Here is a 25,466-nt window from a genome sequence, read left to right as displayed (position 1 = left end):
AGGCTGACGGCGTTCAACCCGAGGCCGTGGCGAGGAAGTCGCCCCAGGCCTCGATCGGCAAGGGCCTGCCGAACAGGTAGCCCTGATAGAACTCGCAGCCGTGCAGCCGCAGGAACTCGCGTTGCGTCGGCGTCTCGACACCTTCGGCGATCGTCTCGAGGCCGAGTGCGTGGCTCATCGACAGGATGGCCAGCACGATGGTCTCGCTGCCTTCGTCCTCGGTCATGTCGCGGATGAAGGACTGGTCGATCTTGAGCTGGGCAAAGGGCAGGCGCTTGAGGTAGGACAGCGAGGAGTAGCCGGTGCCGAAATCGTCGAGCGCGAACTGGATGCCGAGCGTGCGCAACTGGTTCATGCGCGCGACGGTTTCGTCGAGATCCCCCAGGATCACGCTTTCGGTCAGCTCGAGCTTGAGCCGGCTCGGGTCGATGCCCGCGCCTTCGACCGTACGGCGCACCATGGCGAAGAAGTCCGCCTGGTGGAACTGCCGTGCGCTCACGTTGACCGCGATCGAAAGCTGGCGGGTTGCCGGCGCCTGTTGCCACTGCGCGATCTGTGCGCAGGCGGTGGTCAGCACCCACTGGCCGATCTGCACGATCAGGCCCGTGTCTTCGGCCAGCGGAATGAACTCGGCCGGCGAGATCATCTTGCCGTCGGTGCCTGGCCAGCGGATCAGGGCCTCGGCACCGGCGAGCCGGCCGTGGCGGTCGACCTGGGGTTGATAGAAGAGGCGGAAGCTGCCGGCCTGCAGGGCTTCGCGCAGGCCGATTTCCATGCGTGCGTGGGCATCGACGACCGCCTGCATTTCCGGATTGAAGAAGCGGATGGCGTTGCGTCCTTCTTCCTTTGCCCTGTAGAGCGCGACTTCGGCCTGCTTGAGCAGCATCTCGGGCGCGACCGCCTTGCCGCGGAACAGGCTCACGCCGATGCTCAGGGTGGCGTAGTGAGGTTCGTCGCCGTTCTCGCCGAGGGCGTAGGGCGCATCGAGTTCGGCGTGCAGCTTCCTCGCGATGAGCTCCGCGCGCGCGATGGCGTCGTCCTGATTGTCGCCGATGTTCTCGATGACGATGGCGAAGTCGTCGTCGCCATGGCGGGCGACGGTGTCGTCCTCGCGCATGGCGGCGCGCAGGCGGTTGCCGAGTTCCTTCAGCAACTGGTCGCCGCTGGCATGGCCGCGCGAGTCGTTGAGTTGCTGGAAGCGGTCGACGTCGAGCAGCATCAGCATGCCCCAGGCTTCGCTGCGACCACTGCCGCGGATCGCCTGCTGCAGGCGGTCGCGCAGCAGGGCGCGGTTGGGGAGCCCGGTCAGTGCGTCGTAGTAGGCCAGCCGGTGCAGCAGCGCCTCGGACTGCTTGCGCTGGGTGATGTCTTCCTTGACCGCGACATAGTGCGTGATGGTGCCGTCGGGCTGCTTGATCGGCGCGATCGTTGCCAGTTCGAGGTAGCTCGCGCCGTCCTTGCGCGTGTTGTGGAACTCGCCGCGCCAGACCTCGCCCCGCAACAGCGTGGCCCACAACTCTTCATAGGTCTCGCGTGGCGTGAGGCCGGCATTGAGGATGCGCGGATTGCGGCCGATCGCTTCCTCGCGCGAGAAGCCGGTGATGCGGCAGAAGGCCTCGTTGACGTATTCGATGCGGGCGTTGGTGTCGGTGATGACGATGCACTCCGGGCTCTGTTCGATCGCCATGGACAGCTGCCGCAGCTCGGCGTCGCGCCGTTCGATCTCGGTCGCCATGCGATCGATGCCGGCCGTCACCTCGTCCAGTTCGCGCACCGATGTGCCCGTGCCGATGCGCGTGCCGAGGCTGCCGGCAGCGATGCGTGCGACCGCGTCGCGCACGCGGACGGCCCACACTTCGATCAGCTGGTAGATGTAGAGCCGCGCGAGCAGCGCCGACAGGATCGTCACCGCCGCCAGCAGGGCGAGGTGGAGCTGGAAGCGGCGGTCGACGGCGTCGAGTGACTGCTCGAGCGGGGCGCCGATCGTCATCAGGCCACTGTCAGGCGCAAAGCCGGGTGCCGCGACACCGTACAGGCGCCGCATGCCATCGAATCCGGGCAATTCGACAATGCCATTGCCTTCCGTCTGCGCCCGGCGCAGCGCGGCGAGCTGTTCCGGCGCGAGCACATGGTCGCGCCAGCGGTCCACATCAGGCTGGTGGGACAGGATCTTGCCTTCCATGCTGATCAGGCTGGCCTCCCAGCCCGGGGGTAGCTTGAAGTCGTCGATCAGCCGATCCACCCAGTCGAGCGAGATCGACGCGAACAGCACGCCGCGCACCTCGCCCTGTGGTCCGTGCAGCGGGTAGCCGAACGCCATGCCCGGCTTGCCGGATATGCGGCCGACGATGAATTCGCCGTAGGTGATGCCTCCGCCCCGCATGCCTGCCTGGAACCAGGCGCGATGGGCGACATTGATCGCCTCGCCCGTCGATCGTGCGCTGCAGAACAGGCTGCCGTCAGGCAGGGCTGCGCCGATGTTGGTGAAGTCGTCGCGCGATATCAGCAGGCGCTGGGCGATCTTGTCGCAACTCGTGCCGTCGAGCGACTGCAGGTCGTTCGACCGCGCCATGATCCGCAGCACGAACTCGACCATCTGATGGGCGCCAAGCGCTTCGCGCCGGGCGGCGGCGAGGCGCTGCTCGATCTCCGCATGTGCGCGCTCGACGGCCTGCGTGCGCCGATCCTGGTAGTCGACCAGCACGAACAGGAAGAGCGGCAGCACGGCAAGACCGATGGTCAGCCAGAGTCGCAGGTGCAGCGAATTACGCGTCATCTCGTCCTTGGCATGGTGGGGTGGTCGGGTGCTGATTCAGGCACGGGGCGTCGCCAGCCCGCAATTTGCCCCAATTTGGGCAGTCTGTCCCGTACGACGCTGGGGGGCTTGCCTAGTGCGTCACACTTCGCATCTTGCACCAAGGCGGCGGCTTTCGGCGGCGTCGTGTCTCTGCGATCGTCATAACGGCCATGCCCACAGCAGCATCGGCACCGCGACGGCCGCCACCACGATCTCCAATGGCAGGCCCAGCTTCCAGTAGTCACCGAAGCCGAAACCGCCCGGGCCGAGGATCAGGGTGTTGTTCTGGTGGCCGATCGGCGTCAGGAAGGCGCACGATGCGCCGATGGCCACCGCCATCAGGAAGGCGTCGGCATTGACGCCCAGCGCGGAGGCGGTACCGATGGCGATCGGGCACATTACGGCGGCCGTGGCGGCGTTGTTCATCAGGTCGGACAGGCACATGGTGATGACGAGGATCAGGAGCAGGCCAGCGACGGCGTGGCCCTGCGCCACATTGTCCATCAGCAGGCGGGCGATCAGGTCGGCGGTGCCGGTCGCTTCCATTGCGCCCGCGACCGGGATCAGGCTCGCCAGCAGCACGACGATGGGCCAGTCGATTGCGTCGTAGACCGCACGTGGCGGCACCGTGCGCAGGACCATCGAGGCGAGCACGCCGAGGGCGAACGCCACTGCCGCCGGCAGCACGTCGAAGGCGGCGACGGCGATTGCCAGCACCATGATCGACACGGCTTCCCACGCCTTGCGCCGGTCGGGGATGTAGAGCTCGCGCGCGGCGAGCGGTACGCAGCCCTTGTCGGCAGCGAATTCCGCGATCGATTCGGGTGGTCCCTGCAACAGCAGCAGGTCGCCGGGCTGGATGGCGATCCTGCGCAGCCGCTTCATCGAGCGCCGTCCCTCGCGGGAGAGCGCCAGCAGATTGATGCCGTAGCGGGTGCGCAGCATGATGTCGGTGGCCGAACGCCCGGCGAGCGGCGAGCCGGGCAGTGCCGCAAGTTCCATCAGCACGATCTCGCCCGACTTTGCGGCGGGCGCCTTGTCTTCGTCCTCCTCCCTCTCGTCACCGGGCTTCGTTGCTGCCTGCGGGCCGGATTGCGTGCCCGCTTCAGGCCCGTCGGTCTTCTCCGGCTTGACGGCCTCCTCCAGCTTCAGGCCCAGGATGGACAGCACGTCCGGCAGCGAGTCGGCCTCGGCCTCGATCATCAGGATGTCGCCGGCGTGGACCATGCGTCCCGGATTGGCCGCGATGAGGCGGACTTCCTTGTGCACCACGCCGACGATCTGTGCGTCGACATCGGCGAGCGCCTCCTCGATCTCGCGCAGCCTCAAGCCGGCGGCCTTGCTGTCCTCGGGGACACGCACCTCGGTGATGTAGGCCCCCGTTTCGAAGCCCTCGATGCCCGCCTGCTTGCGCGCCGGCACGAGCCGCCAGCCCACGAGCGCGACGAGCAGGATGCCGGACAGCGCCACGGTGAGCCCGACCGGGGTGAAGTCGAACATGGCGAAGCCGCCCTGTCCGGCGGCGGCGCGGAAGCCCGACACGATGAGGTTGGGCGGGGTGCCGATCAGGGTCGTCATGCCGCCGAGGATGGTGCCGAAGGCCAGCGGCATCAGGATCTGCCCGGGCGCGAGCCCGAGCCGGTCGGACAGGTGGATTGCCACCGGCATCAGCAGGGCCATGGCGCCGACGTTGTTCATGACGCTCGACAGCAGCGCACCGAGGCCCATCAGCGCGGCGAGGCTGAGCGTGCGACCGGCCTTTGCCGGCAGGATGGCGCGCGCCAGCGCATCCACCGCGCCGGAAGTCTGCAGGCCGCGGCTCAGGACCAGCACGCAGGCGACGGTGATGACGGCGGGGTGCCCGAAGCCCGCGAACGCGTCGCCGGGCTCGACCAGGCCGCCGAGCACGCAGGCGAGGAGCGCACCGGCGGCCACCATGTCGTGCCGCCATCGGCCCCACAGGAAGGCGCCGACGGTCGCGGCCAGGATGGCGAGGATCAGCAGCTGCTCGGGTTTCATCGGCGCCTCGGGTGCTCATGTCGGGCGTAGGGGTGTTCCCGGCCCGCCGCTTCCCCGGGGCGCGCCTGCTTCCAATATAGATGCCCGGTGCATGCCGGGTAAATGACGAAAAGGCGGTCGGGGGCGATCGACGCCCCCGGGCGCGGACTTACTCGGTATCGAAGCCCAGCAGGCGGCTGTCGATGATGCGGCGGGCAACCGCGTCGGGCACATTGGTTTCCCAGTCACCGCGACCGCGGCGCAGGCCTTGCAGCACCTCGGTGACGTCGATATGCAGGTGGCCGTCGTCGTGCGGATGAACGGCCACGAGCTTCTTGTTGGTCACGAGGTGGGCGAGCAGGTGACGCAGGTTCTCGGGCACCTGGACGTTGTCGAGCGTGACCAGTTCGTCCGGCTGCGCGCCCGTCGGTCGTGAGGGATAGACGTACACGTGGGTGTTGTCCGGGAAAAGCTTGCCGAAGGCTTCGAGGATGCCGCCTTCCAGACCCTCGTAGTACTTCTCGTCGAACAGGAAGTTGAAGTCGCGCACCGACAGCACGATGCCGATCGGCTTCTGCGTGTAGCGCCGCAGGTAGGCCCGCAGGCGGAAGAAGCGCACGTAGTCGGAGATCATCACCGTGTAGCCCTGCGAGGTGAGCAGGTCCACGCGGGCAAGGAAGTCGGCGCCGTCGACGTTGTCGCCGCTGATCAGCGAGTTCATCGTGATCTCGGCCAGCTGCAGGATGCTGGTCTCGTCGACCGCGGCGAGCTGGCTGAACTGCTTCAGGCCGGAGGCCATCATGTCCACATTGACGCAGGTCACCGGCTTGAAGCTGCCGCGCATCACCATCACCGGCTTGCGGTAGAACAGCTCGCCCGGCACCACGACCTCGCCGTCGGGGTTGAACACCACCGCGCGCGTCAGCCAGCTGCGGATCAGGTGCAGGTTCATCAGGCGGTTTTCCACTTCCTCGAAGTAGGGGCCGGAGAAGTGGATGAGGTCGACCTCGATGCGCTCGGGCGTGAGGCCGTCGCCCAGGCCCTCGACGATCCATTCGGGCTGGTCATGGTGGAAGAAGGCGCCGTGGATCAGGTTCACGCCGAGGATGCCGAGCGCCTCGGACTGCTGCGCGTTGGTGTCGTCGAGCATGCGCACGTGCAGGATGACGTCACTCGGCGCCGCGCCCGGATGCAGCTGCAGGCGCACGCCGATCCAGCCGTGGCATTCGTTCTTCTGCTTGAAGCTGCGCGCGGTCACCGTCGCCGCGTAGGCGAAGAAGGTGGTGTTCTTCGGCCGGATGTGGGCGAGGCGGTCCACCACCTGGGTGAACTCCTTGTCCAGCATCTGCAGCAGGCGGGCGCGGCTGACGTAGCGGTCGACGTGGCCGTAGATGTCGTCGCTGACGGCCATGTCGTAGGCCGACATGGTCTTGGCGATGGTGCCGGCGGCGGCACCGACCTGGAAGAAGCGGCGGGCCACTTCCTGCCCGGCGCCGATCTCGACGATGGAGCCGTACTTGAACTTGTCGAGGTTGACCGCCAGCGCCTTCTGGTCGGTGGTCAGGATGGTGTCGCGTTTGCGCATCGGTGCGTTCCTTGATGAGCGGGGCCGCGGGGCGGCCTTACTTGAGCTTGAAGCCGCGGTTGTGCAGCGCCTCGACCAGGCGGTCGCGTCCGGACAGCGTCTGTGGGCCGGCGATGCGCTTTGCCGAATGCACCGCCCAGGTGCCATGCACGTTCATCTGCTGTTCTTCGTAGAAGCGCGCCATGGTGGCGTTGTAGGCCTCGATGCCCGGTGCCTGGACCTCGAGCGAGTATTTCTCGTGGTGCAGCACCACCGACTGCGGCGGCCGCGGCTTGACTGCCGCGGGCTGGGCCGGGTCCGGGTGGCCGACGCACATGCCGAACACCGCGACCACGCCGGGCGGCAGGGCCAGCAGTTCGGCGACCTTCGCCGGCTGGTTGCGCATGCCTCCGATGTAGACCGTGCCGAGGCCGAGCGACTCGGCCGCAGCGACCGCGTTCTGGGCCGCCAGCGCGGCGTCGATGACGCCGACGAGGAACATCTCGGTGTAGTCGAGCGCCTCCGCCGGACGGCCCGTCTTCTCGGCAAGATGGCGCAGACGGGCGAGATCGGCCAGCCACACCAGCTGCAGCGGCGCGTCCTTCACGTGCGCCTGGCCGCCGGCGCACTCGGCGAGCGCGGCACGGGTTGCTGGATCGCGCACGGCCACCACGCTCCAGGCCTGCAGGTTGGAGGAGCTGGCAGCCGATTGTGCTGCGGCGATGATCGCGGCGAGTTCGTCGTCGGCGACGGGGTCGGGCAGGTAGGCGCGCACCGAGCGGTGATCGAGCAGGTGGTCGATGAGCGGCGAGCTGGCCGCCCGAAGCGAAAGGCCGAGATCGCCATAGCGGGCGCGCAGGCGTTGCGGGTCGAGAGACATGAATCACTCCGGAAGCTGCGGGAAAACGACAAGTATATTGGCGCAAGGCGACGCTTCGGCGATCCTCCCGCGGCAGGGGAAACGATTGCGTGCGCAGGTCGCCCCGCCGCGGCGGGTGCAAACGGGCAATGCAGATTTGATCTCGATGCAGGAATTACGTTAACGTCAACGTAATGTGGCGCCCGGCGGGCTTGTGCCCGTCCGGACGCCACCGGTTTCGATCACAACGAGGAGAGGGAATACCATGAGCGCTGTCGCCGAATTCATCGCCGCACGCGACTTCCTGTTGCAGCACCGCAGCGATTACGCCACTGCCTACGCCGGCTTCAAGTGGCCGAAGCTCAAGGAGTTCAACTGGGCGCTGGACTACTTCGACGCCATGGCCAGGGGAAACGACAACCCGGCGCTGTGGATCATCGAGGAGGATGGCCGCGAGTCGAAGCTGAGCTTCGCCGAGATGTCGGCGCGCTCGAACCGGGTCGCCAACTGGCTGCGCAAGCAGGGCGTCAAGCGTGGCGAGCGCATCCTGATCATGCTCGGCAACGAAGTGCCGCTGTGGGAAACCATGCTCGCCGCGATCAAGCTCGGCGCGGTGGTGATCCCGGCGACCACGCTGCTGACCCCCGAGGATCTGGTGGACCGCGTCGAGCGCGGCCAGGTCAAGCACGTGGTGATCGGCAAGGCCCACACCGACAAGTTCGAGAACCTGCCGGGCAGCTTCGGTCGCATCGCCGTGGGCGGCGCGCCCGCCGGCTGGAAGGCCTTCGAGGAGGCCGCGGCCGAATCCGACCAGTTCACCCCGGACGGCGTGACCCGCGTCGACGACCCGCTGCTGCTGTACTTCACCTCGGGCACCACCTCCAAGCCCAAGCTGGTGCTGCACACCCACCAGTCCTACCCGGTCGGCCACCTGTCGACGATGTACTGGATCGGCCTGAAGCCCAACGACCGCCACATGAACATCTCCTCGCCGGGCTGGGCCAAGCACGCCTGGAGTTGCTTCTTCGCGCCCTGGAACGCCGGCGCCTGCGTGTTCCTGTACAACTACAACCGCTTCAACGCCAAGGCTCTGCTCGACGTGCTGGTGAAGTACGAGGTCACCACCATGTGCGCGCCGCCGACCGTGTGGCGCATGCTGATCCAGCAGGATCTGGCCTCGGTCAAGACCAAGCTGCGTGAGCTGATCGGCGCCGGCGAACCGCTCAACCCCGAAGTCATCGAGCAGGTGCAGAAGGCCTGGGGCATCACCATCCGCGACGGCTTCGGCCAGACCGAGACCACTGCCGAGATCGGCAACACGCCCGACCAGCCGCTCAAGCCCGGCTCCATGGGGCGCCCGCTGCCCGGCTACAAGATCGCCCTGCTCGATGTGGACAGCAACCCGGTGACCGAGGGCGAGATCTCGCTGGTGCTCGGCGACAGCCGTCCGGTCGGCCTGATGGTGGGCTACTCGGGTGATCCGGCCAAGACCGCGGAAGTGATGCGCGATGGCCACTATCGCACCGGTGACGTCGCCAGCATCGACGAGGACGGCTACATCACCTACGTCGGTCGCGCCGACGACGTGTTCAAGGCCTCCGACTACCGCATCAGCCCCTTCGAGCTCGAGAGCGTGCTCATCGAGCACCCGGCGGTGGCCGAAGCCGCGGTGGTGCCGAGCCCGGATCCGGTGCGCCTGGCGGTGCCCAAGGCCTTCGTGATCCTGGTTGCCGGCCAGGAGCCGAGCAAGGAGCTCGCCAAGGACATCTTCGCCTTCACCCGCGAACGCCTGGCCCCGTACAAGCGCATCCGCCGCCTGTCCTTCGCCGATCTGCCCAAGACCATCTCGGGCAAGATCCGCCGCGTCGAGCTGCGCAAGGCCGAAGAGGCACGGGGCGAGAACGCGCGGGGCGAGCTGGAGTTCTTCGAGGAAGACTTCCCCGAGCTGAAGGGCTGATCGCGGCCCGCACAAGGGGGCGATCATGCGCCCCCGTACGGCCGGCATGCTGCTACAATGCCGGCCGTGGCGGGTCTCCCCGCATTGCAGCGCGGTGAACCTGGTCAGGGCCGGAAGGCAGCAGCCACAGCCGTTCCCTGCAAGTGCCGGGGGTCGGGCTCGCCACCCCGAATGCAACAAGCCGAAGGGCGCTCCGATGTGGGCGCCCTTCGGCTTTTCTGCGTGTCGTTCAAGCCTGGTCGTTCAGGCGAGCAGGCTGTCCATCAGCATCATCGCCACGAAGCCGACGATCAGGCCGCCAGTGGCCAGCGTCTCGTGGCCGCGACGGTGCGACTCGGGGATGATCTCGTGGCTCACCACGAACAGCATCGCGCCGGCCGCGCCCGCAAGGCCCCAGGGCAGGATCATCGCGGACGCCGACACCATCACCGAACCGGCGACCGCGGCGATCGGCTCCATCAGTCCGGACACCGCGGCGACGCCGAAGGCGAACAGGCGGCTGTAGCCGGCCGTCACCAGTGCGATGGCGACGATCAGGCCTTCGGGCACGTTCTGCAGCGAGATGCCGGTGGCGACGGCATCGCCGCTACCCGCGCCAGTGCCGTTGAGACCGGACGCGACGCCGATCGCCAGGCCTTCGGGGATGTTATGCACTGCGATGGCGAACACGAACAGCCAGACCGCGGTGCCGGTGCGCGAGCCGTCGGGCGCATGCGAGTGGGGCAGGGCGCGATCCATCGTCAGCAACAGTGCAGCACCGATGGTGAGGCCCACGGCCACCAGCAGCGCTGCGCCGGTCTGCCCCATGCCTTGCGCCTGGGCGGCACCGAAGGCCGGCAGCAGCAGCGAGAACACGCTCGCAGCCAGCATCACGCCGGCGCCGAAGCCGAGCAGCATGCCTTGCGCACCGTCGTTGATCCTGCGCATCACCAGCAGCGGCACGGCGCCCAGTGCGGTGGCGGCAGCGGCCATGGCGCCGCCGGACAGCGCGCCGGACAGCGGCAGGTTGAAACCCTCCAGGCCGCGCGCGGCCTGCGCGAACAAGACCGCGAAACCGGTGAGCGCGATCAGCCAGCCGGCGAGCGCGCGCAGGGCGCCGGCCGGGCTGGCGGGCAGGAAATGCAGGCGGGCGACTTTGGCAACCATGATCGGACTCCTTTCGATCTGCAGGCGTCACCACCGGTCGGGGCAACGCACGAATCAGTAATCCGAGTATGGAGTCCACCCGCCGATAGGGCTAATTGAAAGCTCGAAGTCGGTCGATAGGGCATCGGTATCGGGGCGCGTCAGCCGGGTCGTCGGTAGCCGCCCGCCACGCCGCGTGGCGACATCACGAATTGCCACAACTGGTTGCTGCGCGCGCGGAAGGTACCGGCGCAGGCGAGCAGGTAATAGCGCCACATGCGGTAGAAGCGCTCGCCGTAGCGTGCGGCGAAGCGCGGCCAGGCCGCTTCGAAGCGGGCATGCCAGGCCATCAGCGTGCGGTCGTAGTCGGCGCCGAAGTTGTGCACGTCCTCGACGACGAAGCAATCCTCCGAGGCGTCGCAGACCTGGCCGAGCGAGGGCAGGTCGCCGTTGGGGAAGATGTAGCGATCGATCCACGGATCGGTCGGCGTGCGCCGGACGTTCTTGCCGATGGTGTGCAGCAGGAACAGACCCTCGTCCTTGAGACTGCGCCGGGCCATCTCGAAGAAGGCGCCCTGGTTTTTCGCGCCGACGTGCTCGAACATGCCCACCGAGGCGATGCAGTCGAAGCGTTCGCTGCCGCCGCGGTTGAACTGGCGATAGTCCTGCAGCCGGAAGGTCACCGGCAGGCCGCTACAGCGGGCCTGGCCGAACTCTGCCTGCTCGCGCGAGATCGTCAGGCCGACGCAGTCGACGCCGTAGTGTTCGGCGGCGAACTTCATCAGGCTGCCCCAGCCGCAGCCGATGTCGAGCAGCCGCATGCCGGGCCGCAGTTCGAGCTTGCGGCAGACGAGGTCGAGCTTGGCCGCCTGCGCGTCTTCCAGCGTATCGGCCGCGGCCCAGTAGCCGCAGGTGTAGGCCATGCTCGGGTCGAGCATGGCCTCGAAGAAATCGTTGCCAAGGTCGTAATGCACCTCGCCGACCTGCCAGGTGCGACGCAGGCTCTGGAGGTTGAACAGGCGCGCGCGCAGTCCCTGCACCATCAGCGCCGTGGTTCCCACCTTCTCGTCGAGGCGGGCGAGCAGCACGCGGGCGATGAATTCGTCGACCTGATCGCAATCCCACCAGCCCTCCATGTAGCTTTCGCCCAGGCCGAGGCTGCCGCGTGCCAGGATGCGTTCCGCGGTCTGCGGGTGGTGGATGCGCATGTCCCACGGGCGCTCGCCGTCGATCTCGATGTCGGCCTGGGCAAGCAAGCGGGCCATGGCGCGCAGCGCCGGATCCTGCTCCCTTGGCCTGATTGGGCGGCGCGCGCCACTCTGGTGCGTCGGGCGTGGCTTGCGGGCGTGCGCTTCGCTGGGCTTGTGCATGCTCTCCATCCTGTACTCCCGGCCGTGTCAGGGTTTGAAGTCTGGAAGCGGAAGGAGGGGGCCTTCGCCGCCCAACTCCGCCCGGACGTCAAGCAGGAATCGGGCCGTTCCGTGCGTGCGGCGCGCGGCTCAGACGGTCAGGGCGAATTCGGCGCACACCGCGCACAGCAGATCGAACAGGGCGTCGATGTCCCGGGTATTCGGATTCATGTGCGGGGTCCTCCGTGCAATGCCGGATAGCGCCGGCTGACGACTGCAGCATAGGCAGCAGTGTCGGATAGATCCAATCGATACGCAGGATGTTCGAAATTGTCTCGAGCTATCGGGCAGGGGAACGGCGGGGCGACGATCGGCGCCGGACGCCCGTCACGGCTCTGCTAGAATCGCCCGCCATGAGCTATCAGGTCCTTGCGCGCAAGTGGCGGCCGAAGTCCTTCGGCACGCTGGTCGGTCAGGAGCACGTCGTGCGGGCGCTGACGCACGCGCTCGCCACGGGCAGGCTGCACCACGCCTGGCTGTTTACCGGGACGCGCGGCGTGGGCAAGACCACGATCAGCCGCATCCTGGCCAAGGCGCTGAACTGCGAGACCGGCATCACGCCCGAGCCCTGTGGCGTCTGCGATGCCTGCCGCGCCATCGACGCCGACCGCTTCCCCGATTACGTGGAGATGGATGCCGCGTCCAACCGGGGCGTCGACGACATGGCGGCGCTGCTCGACAAGGCCGTGTATGCGCCGGTGCAGGGGCGCTACAAGGTCTACATGATCGACGAAGTGCACATGCTCACCGGCCACGCCTTCAACGCCATGCTGAAGACGCTGGAGGAACCTCCGGAGCATGTGAAGTTCATCCTCGCCACCACCGATCCGCAGAAGATTCCGGTGACGGTGCTGTCGCGCTGCTTGCAGTTCAACCTCAAGCAGATGCCGCCCGGCCATATCGTCGACCACCTGACGCGCATCCTGCAGGCCGAGGAGGTGTCCTTCGAGCCCGGCGCGCTGCGCCACATCGCCAAGGCGGCCAACGGATCGATGCGCGATGCGCTGTCGCTGCTCGACCAGTCGATCGCGCACGGTGCGGGCAAGGTCGAGGAGGAGCAGGTCACCCACATGCTGGGCACGGTCGGCGACGACCATCTGTACGCCGTGCTCGACGCACTCGCGGCCGGGAACGTGACCGGCCTGCTCGCGGTGGCGGACGGCATGGAGGCGCGCAGCCTGTCTTTCGATGCCGCGCTGCAGTCGCTGGCGACGCTGGTGCATCGCATCGCGCTGGCGCAGTACGCGCCGGAGGCGATCGCAGACGAGGCCGAGCGGGCCCGCATCGGCTCCTATGCCGGCGCCTTCGATGCGGAGTTCCTGCAGCTTGCCTACCAGATCGCGATTCACGGCCGGGACGAGCTGCCGTTGGCGCCGGACGAATACTCCGGCTTCACGATGACGTTGCTGCGCCTGCATGCATTCCGCCCCGATCAGCCTGCGGCGCTCGGCGGGCCTGGCGTCGCGCCGGCGGGGGGCGGTCAGGCACGCAGCCTGCCGGCCGCAGCGTCCGCAAGTCCGGGGGGAGCGCAGGGTGCGCTCCCGGGCGGGGCGAGGGCGTCGTCTGCGGTTCCCGCGGCGGAGGGCGGAAGTCCGGCGGTTGGCGTGCCTGCGCCACAGCCCGCTCGCGTAGATGTCTCCCCGCCTGCGGCCCCTGTGCCCGCTGCGCCGCTGGTCGAGAAGGCTGAGCCGGCGCCCGTCGTTCCCGCAGCGAGTGCGCCCGCGAAGGCCAGCGATAACGATGTGCCTCCTTGGGAGGACTTGCCGCCCGAGGCGTATGCAGACGATTACGGCGCGACAGCGGCTGCGCCCGCGCCCGTGCGGACCTTGCCTGAAGCCACGACACGCTCGCGCGGTCCTGAGCCGGCGCAGGCGACGGCTGCTGCTGACGTCGAGCCTCCTCCGGCGCTATCCGCGGCCGCTGTTGCCGCACCGCCGGTCGCTGTTCCCACCGTTGCCGGCCGGGCTTCGTCGGGCGGCGGTGGCGATGTCGCATCCCTGCTTGCAATGGGGGACTGGCGTGGCATCATCCGCGCGCTCGAACTCGGCGGGCTCGTGCGCGAGCTAGCCCAGCATTGCGAGTGGGTCGATTGCGTCGAGGACGAATTGCAGTTGCGCCTGTCGACGGCGCATCGCCATCTGCTGGACATGAACCGCGCTGCGGTCGACCGTCTGCAGGATCTGCTCGGTGGGGCCACGGGGCGTGCGATGCGTGTGCGCATCACGATCGGCGACATTGCCGGCGAGACGCCGGCCCAGCGCGACGAGATCGAGCGCCGCGCGCGCCATGCCGAGGCGGTCGCAGCGCTGGAAGCGGACCCCTTCGTGCGCGAACTCATCGAACGCTTCGATGCCACCCTCGTCGAAAACACCGTGAAGCCGCTTTGACGGCCGCGGCGCGACGGGCGTGGCGTCAAGACTCTTTTCAAACAGCTCAATAACCTGGAGTGTCCAAGATGATGAAAGGCGGAATCGCCGGGCTGATGAAGCAGGCCCAGCAGATGCAGGAAAATATGAAGAAGATGCAGGAGCAGCTTGCTTCGGTCGAGGTCGAGGGGCAGTCGGGCGCCGGCATGGTCAAGGTGCAGATGACCTGCAAGTACGATGTGCGCCGCGTCTCCATCGACGCGTCGGTGATGGACGACAAGGAGATGCTCGAGGACCTGGTCGCGGCGGCGCTGAACGATGCCGTGCGCAAGGTCGAGGCGACCACGCAGGAGAAGATGTCCGGCTTCACTTCCGGCCTGAATCTGCCTCCTGGCATGAAGCTGCCGTTCTGAGCCTGCAACGATGACGCCATCCAGCCTCGACGAATTGATCGAGGCCTTACGTTGCCTGCCGAGCGTCGGCCCGAAATCCGCTCAGCGCATGGCCTACCATCTGTTGCAGCGCGACCAGCGGGGCGCTGCGCGGCTGGCGCACGCGCTGGCGCACGCGCTGGAGGTGCTGCGTCACTGCGAGCGCTGCAACAACTTCAGCGAGGAGGCCGTCTGCCCGCGCTGCGCCAATCCGCGGCGCGACGCCTCGCTGCTGTGTGTCGTCGAAATGCCGGCCGATCTGGCCATGATCGAGCAGACGCAGTCCTATAACGGGCTGTACTACGTGCTGATGGGGCGGCTCTCGCCGCTCGACGGCATCGGGCCGCGCGAGCTCAAGCTCGACAAGCTCATCGGTCGCGCGACCGACGGCAAGGTGCAGGAAGTCATTCTCGCCACCAACTTCACCAATGAAGGCGAGGCCACGGCGCATACGGTGGCGACGCTGCTGACCACGCGCGGGCTCAAGGTCAGTCGCCTGTCCCGCGGTGTGCCGGTCGGGGGCGAGCTCGAGCACACCGATACGGGCACCATTGCGCAGGCCCTGGTCGAGCGCCGCGCCGTGTAAGAAGGTTGCTGCGTCGCAGCATATCAGGCCGCTGCTGCGGCTTTCCGACGCGGGAATGCCGCCCGGAAAGCCTTGTTACGACTGGTGATCCGCCCTTCGTGCTTTCTCTGCTGCAGTGACTCCGTTATAATTTCGCAGTTATTTGTATCCGGGTCTTTCGTTTTCCTTTTTGGGAAGAGGGTCATGAGCGTTGATCAAAAGATGGACAGCAGCCGCCGCACCTTGCTGCTGGCAACGTCCGCCGCGGGCGGTGTTGCCGCCGTGGCAACGGCCGTGCCGTTCGTTGCCAGCCTGACGCCGTCCGAGCGTGCCAAGGCAGCCGGTGCGCCGGTCGAAGTGGATGTGGGTAAGCTCGCTCCGGGCGAGATGATGACTGTGGAGTGGCGCGGCAAGCCGGTGTGGATTCTGCGCCGTACGCCCGAGATGCTGGCTTCGCTTGAAAAGACGGACGGTAAGGTCAGCGACCCCGAGTCTGACAAGCCCATGCAGCCGGGCTACGCCAAGAACAAGCACCGCTCGATCAAGCCGGAATACCTGGTCGCGGTCGGTATCTGCACCCACCTCGGCTGTTCTCCGTCCGAGAAGTTCAAGATGGGCGCCGAGAGCGGCATGGGCGCTGACTGGCCCGGTGGTTTCCTGTGCCCCTGCCACGGCTCGATCTTTGATCTGGCCGGTCGCGTGTACAGCAGCATGCCCGCGCCGGACAACCTCGAGATTCCGCCGCACCAGTACCTCGCGGATACCACCATTCTTGTTGGCGAAGACGGGAAGGCATAAGCGATGACCACCAAATCCCAGGCTGTGCTGAACTGGATCGACGAGCGCTTCCCGCTGACGTCGTCCATCAAGGGGCACCTCACCGAGTACTACGCCCCGAAGAACTTCAACTTCTGGTATTTCTTCGGCTCGCTGGCGCTGCTGGTGCTGGTGATCCAGATCCTGACCGGTATCTTCCTGGTCATGCACTACAAGCCGGATGCCTCGCTGAACGCAGCGGGGGTGCCGGTGGCCTTCGCCAGCGTCGAGTACATCATGCGCGAGGTGCCGGGTGGCTGGCTCATCCGCTACCTGCACTCGACCGGTGCCTCGGCCTTCTTCGTCGTGGTCTACCTGCACATGTTCCGCGGCCTGCTCTACGGTTCCTACCGTAAGCCGCGCGAGCTGATCTGGATCTTCGGCACCCTGATCTTCCTGGTGCTGATGGCCGAAGCCTTCATGGGTTATCTGCTGCCGTGGGGGCAGATGTCCTTCTGGGGCGCCCAGGTCATCGTGAACCTGTTCTCGGCGATTCCGGTGATCGGCCCCGACCTGTCGCTGGTCATCCGCGGCGACTTCGTCGTGTCCGATGCCACGCTGAACCGCTTCTTCTCCTTCCACGTCATCGCCGTGCCGCTGGTGCTGATCGGTCTCGTCGCTGCGCACATCATCGCGCTGCACGAAGTCGGCTCCAACAACCCGGACGGTGTCGAGATCAAGAAGAAGAAGGATGCGAACGGCATTCCGCTGGACGGCATTCCCTTCCACCCGTACTACACGGTCAAGGACATCGTTGGCGTCGTGGCCTTCCTGTTCTTCTTCAGCGCGGTGGTGTTCTTCGCGCCTGAAGCGGGCGGGTACTTCCTCGAGTTCAACAACTTCCTGCCTGCCGACCCGCTGACGACGCCGCCGCACATTGCGCCGGTGTGGTATTTCACCCCCTTCTATTCCATCCTGCGTGCGGTCACCTACCCGCTGTTCGGGCTGGATGCGAAGTTCTGGGGTGTCGTGGCCATGGGCGCGTCGGTGGTGATCATCGCCTTCCTGCCCTGGCTGGACCGCAGCCCGGTGAAGTCGATCCGCTACAAGGGTCCGGTCTTCAAGATCGCGCTGGTCATCTTCGTCATCTGCTTCTTCATCCTGGGCTACCTGGGCGTGCTGCCCCCGACCCCGGGTCGTACGCTGGTGTCGCAGATCTGCTCGGTGCTGTACTTCGCGTTCTTCCTGCTGATGCCGTGGTACAGCAAGCTCGACAAGTGCAAGGCCGAACCGGAAAGGGTGAACTTCAAATGAAAATGCGCGTGATCAATCTCATCAAGCGTGCGGCGGCGGTGCTGCTGTTCGCTCCGGCGGTGGCGCTGGCGGCAGGTGCTGCGGTGCACCTCGACAAGGCGCCGGTCAGCACCGATCCGGCAGCGCTGCAGCACGGCGCCAAGCTGTTCGTCAATTACTGTCTGAACTGCCACAGCGCCTCGTTCACGCGCTACAACCAGCTGCAGAACATCGGTCTGTCCGAGCAGATGATTCGCGACAACCTGATGTTCACCGGCGAGAAGGTGGGCGATCTGATGAAGATCGCGATGCAGCGTGAAGATGGCAAGGTGTGGTTCGGCAAGGCGCCGCCCGATCTGACGCTGGTTGCACGTGCGCGCGCGTCCGGTGACGGCAGCGGGGCCGACTGGCTGTACACCTACCTGCGCCAGTTCTACCGCGATCCGGCACGCCCGACGGGCTGGAACAACGTGATCTTCGCGAACGTGGGCATGCCGCACGCGTTGTGGGAGCTACAGGGCGAACAGGTCGCCAAGATCACCCAGAACGCGGATGGCACGACCACGACCGTGCTCGAGCTCGCCAAGCCCGGCAAGCTGTCGGTCGAAGAGTACGACAAGTCGATCGCCGACCTCGTGTCCTTCCTGGTCTGGATGGGCGAGCCGGTCGCCGAGAAGCGCAAGTCGATCGGCACCTACGTGCTGATCTTCCTGGCGGGCCTGTTCGTGCTGTCGTACGCACTGAAGAAGAACTACTGGAAGGACATTCATTGATCGGAATGGCAACCGGCCGCGAGGCCTGTTGATGCAGTCCTGACCCAGACGCACCACGCGGAACCGCGTGGTGCGCTTTTGCTTTTGTATCCCCGGAGTGGCAACACCATGATGAACCTGTATTCCGGCACGACCGATCCCTTCAGCCATCGCTGCCGGATCGTCCTGTTCGAGAAGGGCATGGATTTCGAAGTCATCGACGTCGATCTCTACAACAAGCCCGAAGACATCGCCGTCATCAACCCCTACAACCGCGTGCCGGTGCTGGTCGACCGCGATCTCGTGCTGTACGAGTCGAACATCATCAACGAGTACATCGACGAGCGCTTCCCCCATCCGCAGCTGATGCCGCCCGACCCGATCATGCGTGCGCGTGCGCGGCAACTGCTGCACACCTTCGAGCACGAGCTGTTCTCGCACCTCGAAGCCCTGGAGGCCAACCAGAAGGGCGTGGAGAAGAGCCGCGCCCACGTGCGCGACCAGCTCACCCAGCTCGCACCGATCTTCACCAAGCAGAAGTTCATGCTGGGCGAGGAGTTCTCGATGCTCGACGTGGCCATCGCGCCGCTGCTGTGGCGCCTCGAGCACTACGGTATCGAGCTGCCGAAGGCGGCGGCGCCGCTGATGAAGTACGCCGAGCGCATTTTCAGCCGTCAGGGTTTCATCGACGCGCTGACGCCCTCCGAGAAGGTGATGCGTCGCTGACCTGCCAATCCCCGACGTCGTCGGCCGCGTCTCGCGGCCGCGGCGTCGCCTGCTGGAAGACACATGAGCACCGTATCGACCAAGCCTTACCTGATCCGCGCCATCTGGGAGTGGTGTGTCGATCAGGGCTTCACGCCCTACGTCGCCACGCTCGTGGACGCCCAGACGCGCGTCCCGCCGGGTTATGCACGTGACGGACAGATCGTGCTGAACCTGTCGCCCGATGCGACGGGGCAGTTGCAGATCGGGAACGATTTCATCACCTTCCAGGCCCGATTCGGTGGGGTCGCGCATTCGCTGGTGGTGCCGATTGCCAACGTGATCGCCGTCTATGCGCGCGAGAACGGGCAGGGCATGGCCTTCGAGACCGAGATCGCGGGCGAGGAGGCCGGCGTCGATGCGGATGAGCGGCCGGGCGAGATGCCCGACATCGTCGAGGACATGGCCGACGCGGCTGCCGCGGCAAAGGCCGAAGCGCCCTCGGGTGATGAGCCTCCGCGCCGTCCTCGTCCTTCCCACCTGACCGTCGTGAAGTGAGACACCCCATGGCCAGTCTTGAATGGAGCGAGAAGCTGGAAAACGGCCTCCCGCGCATGGATGACACGCACCGCGAGTTCGTCGAGCTGTACAACGTGGTCGCCAACGCCGGACCGGACGCGTTCCTCGCTGCCTACGATGCCTTCGTCGCGCACACCGAGGCCCACTTCGCCCAGGAGAACCGCTGGATGGAGGCGGTGAATTTCCCGGGTTGCCATCGCGCCGAGCACGACCGTGTGCTGGCGGTGCTGCACGACATCCGCAAGCGCGTCGCTGCGGGTGACACCTTCTTCGCCAAGCGCCTGGTGCAGGAATTGCCGGCCTGGTTCGACCATCACACCAACGGCATGGATGCCGCGCTGGCTTTCCATTTGCAGAGCGTTGGCTATGACGTCGACAGCGGTACGTTTGCGAATGCCGAAGGCGCCGAAGGGCAGGCCGCATCCGGTTGCGCCTGTGCGACGCTGACCGCCGAAAGCGACGCCGAGAAGAAGGCCTGCGCCTGATTCGCGCTGCCGCGGTGCTGCACGTGATTCAATCCAGGAACGGAAAGACCACGGGCGGTCGCTGACCCTCGATCAGGGCGGTGAGCGCGGCGGCCGAGCCGCAGGCGAGCGTCCATCCCAGGGTGCCGTGGCCGGTATTCAACCACAGGTTGTCCAGCCGGCCGCGCCCGATCAGGGGCAGATTACCCGGCGTTGCGGGGCGTAATCCCGCCCATGGCGTCACCTGCGTTTCGTCGATCGCGCCCGGGAAATGGGTCCGCGCCCATTCGAGCAGCGGCTCGATGCGCTCGGGCCGGATCGTCGTGTCGAAGCCGGCGAGTTCGGCCGTTCCCGCCACGCGAAGGCGATCCCCCAGCCGCGAGCAGACGATCCGGCGCGATTCGTCGGTCAGGCTCACCACCGGCGCCCGGTCCGGTGCTGCAAGAGCGGCCGTGATCGAATAGCCCTTCACCGGATAGATCGGTACGCGTTGCCCCAACGGTCGCAGCAATCGGCCGCTGTAGCTGCCGAGGCACACGACGACCGCGTCGGCGCTCAGCATGCCCTTGCGCCCCTCGGCGTCGCGCACGTATGCGCCCTCGATGCGATTGCGGGTAACCGCCAGCCGCTGGATCTCGGTGTTCCAGTGCAGCAAGGCCCCCCTCGCTTCCAGCCTCGCGGCGAGCGCTTCGGTGAAGCGCTGTGCATTGCCGGATTCGTCGTCCGGAGCATACAAGCCGCCTGCGATCGCATCCGGCCGGCCCGCGAGCGCGGGCTCCAGGGCGAGGCATTCCTCGCGCGAGCGTACTTCCGCGGGAATGCCGAGCTTCTGCAGCGACGATGCGCGCATGGGGGCATGGGCGAATTCGCGTGCGGTGTGGAACAGATGCAGGATGCCGGCCGTGCGTTGCTCGTAGTCGATGCCGGTCGTCTCCCGCAGGGCACGCAGGCGTTCGCCGCTGAAGAGGGCGAGTGCGGCGATCGCCTCGGTGTTGCGGCGTGTGCGCCACGGCAGGCATTCGTGCAGGAAGGACAGCGCCCAGCGCCATTGCGCCGGGTCGAGGGAAGGGCGGATTTTCAGCGGCGCGTCCTCGCGCCCGAGCCAGCGCAGCGCGAGCCAGGGCGCAGCCGGATTGGCCCACGGTTCCGGATGGCTGATCGAGATCTGGCCGCCGTTGGCAAAGCTTGTCTCGCGCCCGGCGCCGGGCTGGCGGTCGACGAGACTGACCTCGAAGCCCGCCTGCTGCAGGAACCAGGCGGTCGTGACGCCGGCGACGCCGGCGCCGAGAACCATGACGTGCATATGTCGGGGAGCGGTGGATGACGGCTGTACGAGTCGGGCCCCCGAGCGAGGTTCCCGCCGCAGCAGAGGCGCGATCATACCCCTACGGCCCGCGGCGGAAACACGCGGCGCGTTTTTTTGCCGTGCGTACGGCGCGTGGAACCGGGATAATTCGGCCTGTCAGACATCACACCGCATTCACGGAGTTCTCTCATGCGTCGCGTCACCCTCACCCAGTTCCTGATCGAGCAGCAACGCGCCGGTCGCATCACCGCCGACCTGCGCCTGCTGATCGAGGTCGTCGCCCGGGCGGTCAAGGCCATCAGCGTCAATGTGTCCAAGGGCGCGCTCGCCGGGGTGCTCGGCGAGGCCGGCACCGACAACGTGCAGGGCGAGGCGCAGAAGAAGCTGGATGTGATCGCCAACGAGATCCTGCTGCAGGCCAACGAGTGGGGGGGGCACCTTGCGGCGATGGCCTCCGAGGAGGTCGAGACGGTGCACCAGATCCCCTTCGACTATCCGAAGGGCGGCTTCCTGCTGCTGTTCGATCCGCTCGATGGCTCGTCGAACATCGACGTCAATATCTCGGTCGGCACGATCTTCTCCGTATTGCGCAATCCGCCGGGGGGCGAGCAGCCGAACGAAGCCAGCTTCCTGCAGCCGGGGCGCGAGCAGGTCGCCGCGGGCTATGCCGTCTATGGTCCGTCCACCCAGTTTGTGCTGACGGTCGGCCAGGGCGTGCATGCCTTCACGCTGGACCGCGAGATGGGCAGTTTCATCTACACGCACCCCTTCATGACCATCCCCGAGGAGACGCGCGAGTACGCGATCAATGCGTCGAATGCGCGTTTCTGGGAGAAGCCGGTGCAGCGCTACATCGACGAACTGCAACAGGGCAAGACGGGGCCGCGCGGTGTCGACTTCAACATGCGCTGGGTCGCGTCGATGGTGTCCGACGTGCATCGCATCCTCACCCGCGGTGGCATCTTCATGTACCCGATGGACGACAAGTGCCGCGACAAGGGCGGCAAGCTGCGCCTGATGTACGAGGCCAATCCGATGGCGATGCTGGTCGAGCAGGCAGGCGGGGCGGCCAGCACCGGTCGCGAGCGCATCCTCGACGTGCAGCCGCGCGAACTCCATCAGCGCGTGCCCGTGATCCTCGGTTCCAGGGCCGAGGTCGAGCGCGTGACCGAGTACCACCGCGAGACCTGATCGCGGCCGTATGCGCCCTTGGCGCGGTTTGGCTCTCCTGCTGATCAGCGGCGTGTTGGCCGCGCCCCTGTCGACTGCGGCGCAGCAGGCGCTCGACGTCGAGCTGGAAGCGCCCGAGGCGGTGCGCGGGCTGCTCGAGCGTCACGTGCGCCTGTTGCGACGCAGCGACGCGACGATGCCCGAGGCTGCTCCCGACCGAAGCGCGATGGCCCGCCGCGCCCGGCGCGAGGTCGGCGACCTGCTCGCCACCGAGGGCTACTTCACGCCGACGGTGCGCATCGATCGCAGCGAGGCCGGGCGCTGGGTGATCAAGGTGGACCCGGGGCCACGCACGACCATCGCTGAGGTGACAGTGGACTTCGATGGCGAGATCACGCGTGCTGCAGAGCAGGGCGGCGACGAGTATCTCGCCCGGCTGCGGGCGAGTTGGTCGCTGCCGCCGGGGGCGCCCTTCCGCCAGGCCGACTGGGATGCCGCCAAACAGCAGATGCTCGACAGCGTATCGGCGCGGCGCTATGCGGCGGCGCGCATGGTGGAGAGCCGCGCGGAGGTCGACCCGGAGCGCGCCACTGCCCGACTCCGCGTCCGCCTCGACAGCGGCCCCGCCTTCTATCTCGGAGCGCTCGAGGTCAGCGGACTGCAGGAACTGCCGGCGGACCTGGTGCAGCGCTACAGCCGCCTGCGGGTCGGCGAACCCTACGACCGCGAGGCCTTGCTGGCCTTCCAGACGGGGTTGCAGAACACGCCGCATTTCGCGTCGGTGATCGTCGATGTCGAGCGCGATCCGGCGCTCGCTGCCGCGGTGCCGGTGCGCGTGCAGGTCTCCGAGGCGCGTCCAAAGCGCCTCGCGTTCGGCGCGGGCGTTTCCAGCAACACCGGCCTGCGGGCGGAGGCGAGCTATCGCGACGTGAATCTGCTGCGCCGCGGCTGGGAGCTGTCGACCGGCCTGCGCCTGGAGCAGCGCCGCCAGTCTGCCTACGCCGACGTCTTCCTGCCCCCCTCGGGCAACCATCGCGACAGCGTGGGTGCCCTGGTCGACCGCAGCGACCTCGAAGGCCTGCTGGTGCATTCGCAAGCCGTCGGCGTCGCCCGCAACACGGTGCGGGGCAACATCGAGACCCAGCTGGCCCTGCGCCTGCAGCATGAGCAGTTGCGCCCCGAGGGGGGGGAGTCCCGCTCGAGCAACACGCTGACCGCGAACTGGACCTGGGTCCAGCGCGCAGTGGATGACCTGCTCGATCCGACGCGCGGCTACGTGCTCGAGTTCCAGATGGGCGGCGGTGCGGCGGTGGCGATCGCTGATCGCGACTTCGTTCGCCTTTACGGCCGCGCAGTGCGTTACCAGCCGGTGGGCGAGCGCGACGTGCTGATCCTGCGCGGCGAGGCAGGCGCGACCCTGGCCGATTCGCGCGAGGGCATTCCGCAGGACTTCCTGTTCCGTGCCGGCGGCGCGCAATCGGTGCGAGGCTATGCCTACCAGAGCCTGGGCGTCCGCGAAGGCGACGCGACGGTCGGCGGGCGCTACCTCGGCACCCTCAGCGCGGAGTACGTGCATTGGTTCCGCCCGCAGTGGGGTGCGGCATTGTTCGTCGATGCCGGGGATGCGGCGGACACGCGCGAAGACCTCGACTTCCGCACCGGCTACGGCGTCGGGGCGCGCTGGCGCAGTCCGGCGGGCCCGCTGGCGGTTGATCTGGCCTGGGGGCATGACGAGCGCCGGCTACGTCTGCACTTCGGCGTTGCCATCGCCTTCTGATGTCGAGCAGCCGGTCCGGTGTCGCAAGCATGCGGCGCGGGGGGCATCCGGATGGTCAACGTACCCCGAAGAGGAGTATGGTTTTCACAGGCGGGCCGGCATGACGTTTTCGGTGGAATCCCTGCAACTGGCCGGCTGAACGACATTGTTCGCGCGAGGCAAGCATGGAACGCCCACCCGGTCGTCGCACCTGTCTTTATGCCGCCGAGCAGTTGAACGCGGTTGTCGAGCGCATGGCACGGCAGGCCGCCGCGGTGCTGTATGGCTGCGAGCGCATTGCCGTCATTGGCCTGTTGCGCAGGGGTGCGCCGCTGGCCGACCGCATCACGGCCCTGATGGTCGAGCGTCATGGCCTCGTCCCGCCGCTGCGGCTCGATCTCAAGGTCAAGCGTTATGCCGACGATCTCGCCCTGCTGCATCCCGAGACGCAACTGCTCGAGGACCCCGCGCATGCAACGCTGGACCTTCAGGGGCGGAGCCTTCTGGTCGTCGACGACGTGCTCTATACCGGACATTCGCTGCTGCGGGTGCTGGGCTATCTGGCGCGCTGGTCACCGGCCGAGGTGCGTGTCGCGGTGCTGGCCGACCGTGGCGTCGCGCGCTTGCCGATGCGGGCGGATGTCGTCGGCCTTCGGCTCGACGTCGCGCCGACCGATGTCATCGAATGCAATGTGCCGCCCTATGAGTCGTCCTGGCGGATCGAACTGCTGCAGCCCGACCGGGGCGCCGGCAGTGCGGACGAAGTGCGCGGCGGCGTGTGAGGCGGGAGGCGCGATGATCTTCCAGGACCGACTCGACGCCGCGCGGCAACTCGCCACTGCCTTGTCCGCCTATCGGGGGCAGAACCCGCTGGTGCTCGCGATTCCACGCGGTGCGGTGCCGATGGGCGCGGCACTCGCGGACGCACTGCAGGGCGAGCTGGACGTGGTACTGGTGCACAAGCTCGGTTCGCCCTGGAGCCCGGAGTATGCGATCGGCGCGATCGACGAAAGCGGCTGGTCCTTCATCTCCGACCCCTCCGAGGGCGACGAGGCCTGGCTGAAGGCCGAGCGCGAGCGTCGGCTTGAGGGGCTGCGCCAGCGCCGGGCCCTGTATTCGCCCGAGCGTCCGCCGATCGACCCACGCGGGCGCGTGGTGATCGTCGTGGACGACGGCCTCGCCACCGGCGCGACGATGATCGCGGCGCTGCACGCCGTGCGTGCGCAGGCGCCGCAGAAACTGGTCTGCGCGGTGCCGGTCGCTGCCCCCGACAGCCTGAAGAAGGTCGAACCGCATGCGGATGAAGTCGTCTGCCTTCACACACCCTGGGATTTCCAGGCGGTCGGACAGTTCTATGTGCATTTCGGCCAGGTCGAGGACGAGGAGGTGGTCGCCTGTCTGCGCCAACGCCGCGAACGAGGCGCGTAAGCGCCGGGACACGGCGTGACTGGCGTACCTTCACGCATGGCGTCGACGCCGGCGTGCGGGGCGGCGGCGCGACGATGGCTGAAGCCGCCGCAGCATGACCCACGGCCTGCCTGCTGCGAGGTGGGTTTTCGCCAATGGTGGGGCTGGGCGCGATTTGCGAGCCTGATGCGGGTAGCGAGCGCGCGA

At 67.2% G+C, this 25,466-nt stretch carries 21 protein-coding genes and 1 other RNA gene; 15 read left to right on the top strand and 7 right to left on the bottom strand.

The window, feature by feature from the left end; genetic code table 11:
* Positions 1–13: 13 nt before the first annotated feature.
* The 4 genes from C664_RS10495 to C664_RS10480 form a co-directional block, all read right to left on the bottom strand.
* Positions 14–2,776 carry a bifunctional diguanylate cyclase/phosphodiesterase gene (locus tag C664_RS10495; RefSeq protein ID WP_004259204.1) on the bottom strand — a complete coding sequence of 921 codons (2,763 nt, stop codon included), beginning with the start codon at positions 2,774–2,776 and terminating at the stop codon, positions 14–16.
* Between the two features lie 180 nt (positions 2,777–2,956).
* A complete protein-coding gene (locus C664_RS10490; RefSeq protein WP_004259201.1) occupies positions 2,957–4,816 on the bottom strand; it encodes an SLC13 family permease in 1,860 nt (619 codons plus the stop codon).
* A gap of 148 nt (positions 4,817–4,964) precedes the next feature.
* Positions 4,965–6,380 carry a hypothetical protein gene (locus C664_RS10485; RefSeq protein ID WP_004259184.1) on the bottom strand — a complete coding sequence of 472 codons (1,416 nt, stop codon included), beginning with the start codon at positions 6,378–6,380 and terminating at the stop codon, positions 4,965–4,967.
* Between the two features lie 37 nt (positions 6,381–6,417).
* Positions 6,418–7,239: an NADPH-dependent oxidoreductase gene (locus C664_RS10480; RefSeq protein ID WP_004259180.1), complete on the bottom strand. Its 822-nt coding sequence runs from the start codon at positions 7,237–7,239 to the stop codon at positions 6,418–6,420.
* 244 nt (positions 7,240–7,483) lie between these two features.
* On the opposite strand from C664_RS10480, the gene C664_RS10475 reads away from it, so the two are divergent.
* Together C664_RS10475 and ffs are read left to right on the top strand one after the other, a co-directional pair.
* Positions 7,484–9,175, top strand: coding sequence for an AMP-binding protein (locus tag C664_RS10475; protein ID WP_004259177.1), 1,692 nt, complete (start codon positions 7,484–7,486; stop codon positions 9,173–9,175).
* Positions 9,176–9,243: 68 nt separating this feature from the next.
* An RNA gene (ffs, locus tag C664_RS20330) (signal recognition particle sRNA small type) lies at positions 9,244–9,342 on the top strand.
* Between the two features lie 76 nt (positions 9,343–9,418).
* On the opposite strand, the gene C664_RS10470 is transcribed toward ffs, so the two are convergent.
* Together C664_RS10470 and cfa are read right to left on the bottom strand one after the other, a co-directional pair.
* On the bottom strand, positions 9,419–10,321 hold the full coding sequence (locus C664_RS10470) for a ZIP family metal transporter (protein ID WP_004259174.1): 903 nt from the start codon (positions 10,319–10,321) through the stop codon (positions 9,419–9,421).
* 140 nt (positions 10,322–10,461) lie between these two features.
* A complete protein-coding gene (gene cfa / locus C664_RS10465; RefSeq protein ID WP_004259163.1) occupies positions 10,462–11,670 on the bottom strand; it encodes a cyclopropane fatty acyl phospholipid synthase in 1,209 nt (402 codons plus the stop codon).
* A 392-nt stretch (positions 11,671–12,062) separates the two neighbouring features.
* Between cfa and dnaX the strand changes: the two genes are divergently transcribed.
* The 9 genes from dnaX to C664_RS10420 all read left to right on the top strand — a co-directional run bounded on the left by dnaX (position 12,063) and on the right by C664_RS10420 (position 19,641).
* Positions 12,063–14,096: a DNA polymerase III subunit gamma/tau gene (gene dnaX, locus C664_RS10460; RefSeq protein WP_004259161.1), complete on the top strand. Its 2,034-nt coding sequence runs from the start codon at positions 12,063–12,065 to the stop codon at positions 14,094–14,096.
* A 68-nt stretch (positions 14,097–14,164) separates the two neighbouring features.
* Positions 14,165–14,488 carry a YbaB/EbfC family nucleoid-associated protein gene (locus C664_RS10455; protein WP_004259160.1) on the top strand — a complete coding sequence of 108 codons (324 nt, stop codon included), beginning with the start codon at positions 14,165–14,167 and terminating at the stop codon, positions 14,486–14,488.
* A gap of 10 nt (positions 14,489–14,498) precedes the next feature.
* Entirely contained in the window at positions 14,499–15,092 is a 594-nt protein-coding gene (gene recR / locus C664_RS10450) for a recombination mediator RecR (protein WP_038011490.1), read from the top strand.
* A 183-nt stretch (positions 15,093–15,275) separates the two neighbouring features.
* Positions 15,276–15,869: a ubiquinol-cytochrome c reductase iron-sulfur subunit gene (gene petA, locus C664_RS10445; protein ID WP_004259156.1), complete on the top strand. Its 594-nt coding sequence runs from the start codon at positions 15,276–15,278 to the stop codon at positions 15,867–15,869.
* A 3-nt stretch (positions 15,870–15,872) separates the two neighbouring features.
* A complete protein-coding gene (locus C664_RS10440) occupies positions 15,873–17,141 on the top strand; it encodes a cytochrome b (protein ID WP_004259155.1) in 1,269 nt (422 codons plus the stop codon).
* The gene (locus tag C664_RS10435; RefSeq protein WP_004259154.1) at positions 17,138–17,893 is read left to right on the top strand and encodes a cytochrome c1; all 756 of its coding nucleotides are present in this window, start codon (positions 17,138–17,140) and stop codon (positions 17,891–17,893) included. The genes C664_RS10440 and C664_RS10435 overlap by 4 nt, the downstream gene beginning before the upstream one ends.
* Positions 17,894–18,001: 108 nt before the next feature.
* Positions 18,002–18,598 carry a glutathione S-transferase N-terminal domain-containing protein gene (locus C664_RS10430; protein WP_004259147.1) on the top strand — a complete coding sequence of 199 codons (597 nt, stop codon included), beginning with the start codon at positions 18,002–18,004 and terminating at the stop codon, positions 18,596–18,598.
* 63 nt (positions 18,599–18,661) lie between these two features.
* Complete coding sequence (locus C664_RS10425; RefSeq protein ID WP_004259143.1) at positions 18,662–19,135, top strand: ClpXP protease specificity-enhancing factor; 474 nt, start codon at positions 18,662–18,664, stop codon at positions 19,133–19,135.
* A gap of 8 nt (positions 19,136–19,143) precedes the next feature.
* Positions 19,144–19,641: a hemerythrin domain-containing protein gene (locus C664_RS10420; RefSeq protein WP_004259139.1), complete on the top strand. Its 498-nt coding sequence runs from the start codon at positions 19,144–19,146 to the stop codon at positions 19,639–19,641.
* Positions 19,642–19,669: 28 nt separating this feature from the next.
* Here C664_RS10420 and C664_RS10415 read toward each other — a convergent pair whose 3' ends face one another.
* The gene (locus C664_RS10415) at positions 19,670–20,923 is read right to left on the bottom strand and encodes a D-amino acid dehydrogenase (RefSeq protein ID WP_038011488.1); all 1,254 of its coding nucleotides are present in this window, start codon (positions 20,921–20,923) and stop codon (positions 19,670–19,672) included.
* A 192-nt stretch (positions 20,924–21,115) separates the two neighbouring features.
* On the opposite strand from C664_RS10415, the gene C664_RS10410 reads away from it, so the two are divergent.
* The 4 genes from C664_RS10410 (at position 21,116) to C664_RS10395 (ending at position 25,280) form a co-directional block, all read left to right on the top strand.
* Complete coding sequence (locus tag C664_RS10410) at positions 21,116–22,117, top strand: class 1 fructose-bisphosphatase (protein ID WP_004259121.1); 1,002 nt, start codon at positions 21,116–21,118, stop codon at positions 22,115–22,117.
* Between the two features lie 10 nt (positions 22,118–22,127).
* The gene (locus C664_RS10405; RefSeq protein ID WP_004259117.1) at positions 22,128–23,873 is read left to right on the top strand and encodes an autotransporter assembly complex protein TamA; all 1,746 of its coding nucleotides are present in this window, start codon (positions 22,128–22,130) and stop codon (positions 23,871–23,873) included.
* A 164-nt stretch (positions 23,874–24,037) separates the two neighbouring features.
* Entirely contained in the window at positions 24,038–24,634 is a 597-nt protein-coding gene (locus tag C664_RS10400) for a phosphoribosyltransferase family protein (protein ID WP_004259113.1), read from the top strand.
* A 13-nt stretch (positions 24,635–24,647) separates the two neighbouring features.
* Positions 24,648–25,280: a phosphoribosyltransferase gene (locus tag C664_RS10395; RefSeq protein ID WP_004259107.1), complete on the top strand. Its 633-nt coding sequence runs from the start codon at positions 24,648–24,650 to the stop codon at positions 25,278–25,280.
* Positions 25,281–25,466: the final 186 nt, after the last annotated feature.

This window comes from Thauera sp. 63 (assembly GCF_000310165.2).
GTDB classification, from domain to species: Bacteria; Pseudomonadota; Gammaproteobacteria; order Burkholderiales; family Rhodocyclaceae; genus Thauera; species Thauera humireducens.
Note: the sequence above shows the minus strand (reverse complement) of the source record. Positions and strands in the feature narration are given on the sequence as shown.

Bases quoted from the DNA above. Each gene is read 5' to 3' on its own strand.
- C664_RS10495 (WP_004259204.1), bottom strand. From the start codon at position 2,776: ATGACGCGTAATTCGCTGCACCTGCGACTCTGGCTGACCATCGGTCTT.
- C664_RS10490 (WP_004259201.1), bottom strand. From the start codon at position 4,816: ATGAAACCCGAGCAGCTGCTGATCCTCGCCATCCTGGCCGCGACCGTC.
- C664_RS10485 (WP_004259184.1), bottom strand. From the start codon at position 6,380: ATGCGCAAACGCGACACCATCCTGACCACCGACCAGAAGGCGCTGGCG.
- C664_RS10480 (WP_004259180.1), bottom strand. From the start codon at position 7,239: ATGTCTCTCGACCCGCAACGCCTGCGCGCCCGCTATGGCGATCTCGGC.
- C664_RS10475 (WP_004259177.1), top strand. From the start codon at position 7,484: ATGAGCGCTGTCGCCGAATTCATCGCCGCACGCGACTTCCTGTTGCAG.
- C664_RS10470 (WP_004259174.1), bottom strand. From the start codon at position 10,321: ATGGTTGCCAAAGTCGCCCGCCTGCATTTCCTGCCCGCCAGCCCGGCC.
- cfa (WP_004259163.1), bottom strand. From the start codon at position 11,670: ATGCACAAGCCCAGCGAAGCGCACGCCCGCAAGCCACGCCCGACGCAC.
- dnaX (WP_004259161.1), top strand. From the start codon at position 12,063: ATGAGCTATCAGGTCCTTGCGCGCAAGTGGCGGCCGAAGTCCTTCGGC.
- C664_RS10455 (WP_004259160.1), top strand. From the start codon at position 14,165: ATGATGAAAGGCGGAATCGCCGGGCTGATGAAGCAGGCCCAGCAGATG.
- recR (WP_038011490.1), top strand. From the start codon at position 14,499: ATGACGCCATCCAGCCTCGACGAATTGATCGAGGCCTTACGTTGCCTG.
- petA (WP_004259156.1), top strand. From the start codon at position 15,276: ATGAGCGTTGATCAAAAGATGGACAGCAGCCGCCGCACCTTGCTGCTG.
- C664_RS10440 (WP_004259155.1), top strand. From the start codon at position 15,873: ATGACCACCAAATCCCAGGCTGTGCTGAACTGGATCGACGAGCGCTTC.
- C664_RS10435 (WP_004259154.1), top strand. From the start codon at position 17,138: ATGAAAATGCGCGTGATCAATCTCATCAAGCGTGCGGCGGCGGTGCTG.
- C664_RS10430 (WP_004259147.1), top strand. From the start codon at position 18,002: ATGATGAACCTGTATTCCGGCACGACCGATCCCTTCAGCCATCGCTGC.
- C664_RS10425 (WP_004259143.1), top strand. From the start codon at position 18,662: ATGAGCACCGTATCGACCAAGCCTTACCTGATCCGCGCCATCTGGGAG.
- C664_RS10420 (WP_004259139.1), top strand. From the start codon at position 19,144: ATGGCCAGTCTTGAATGGAGCGAGAAGCTGGAAAACGGCCTCCCGCGC.
- C664_RS10415 (WP_038011488.1), bottom strand. From the start codon at position 20,923: ATGCACGTCATGGTTCTCGGCGCCGGCGTCGCCGGCGTCACGACCGCC.
- C664_RS10410 (WP_004259121.1), top strand. From the start codon at position 21,116: ATGCGTCGCGTCACCCTCACCCAGTTCCTGATCGAGCAGCAACGCGCC.
- C664_RS10405 (WP_004259117.1), top strand. From the start codon at position 22,128: ATGCGCCCTTGGCGCGGTTTGGCTCTCCTGCTGATCAGCGGCGTGTTG.
- C664_RS10400 (WP_004259113.1), top strand. From the start codon at position 24,038: ATGGAACGCCCACCCGGTCGTCGCACCTGTCTTTATGCCGCCGAGCAG.
- C664_RS10395 (WP_004259107.1), top strand. From the start codon at position 24,648: ATGATCTTCCAGGACCGACTCGACGCCGCGCGGCAACTCGCCACTGCC.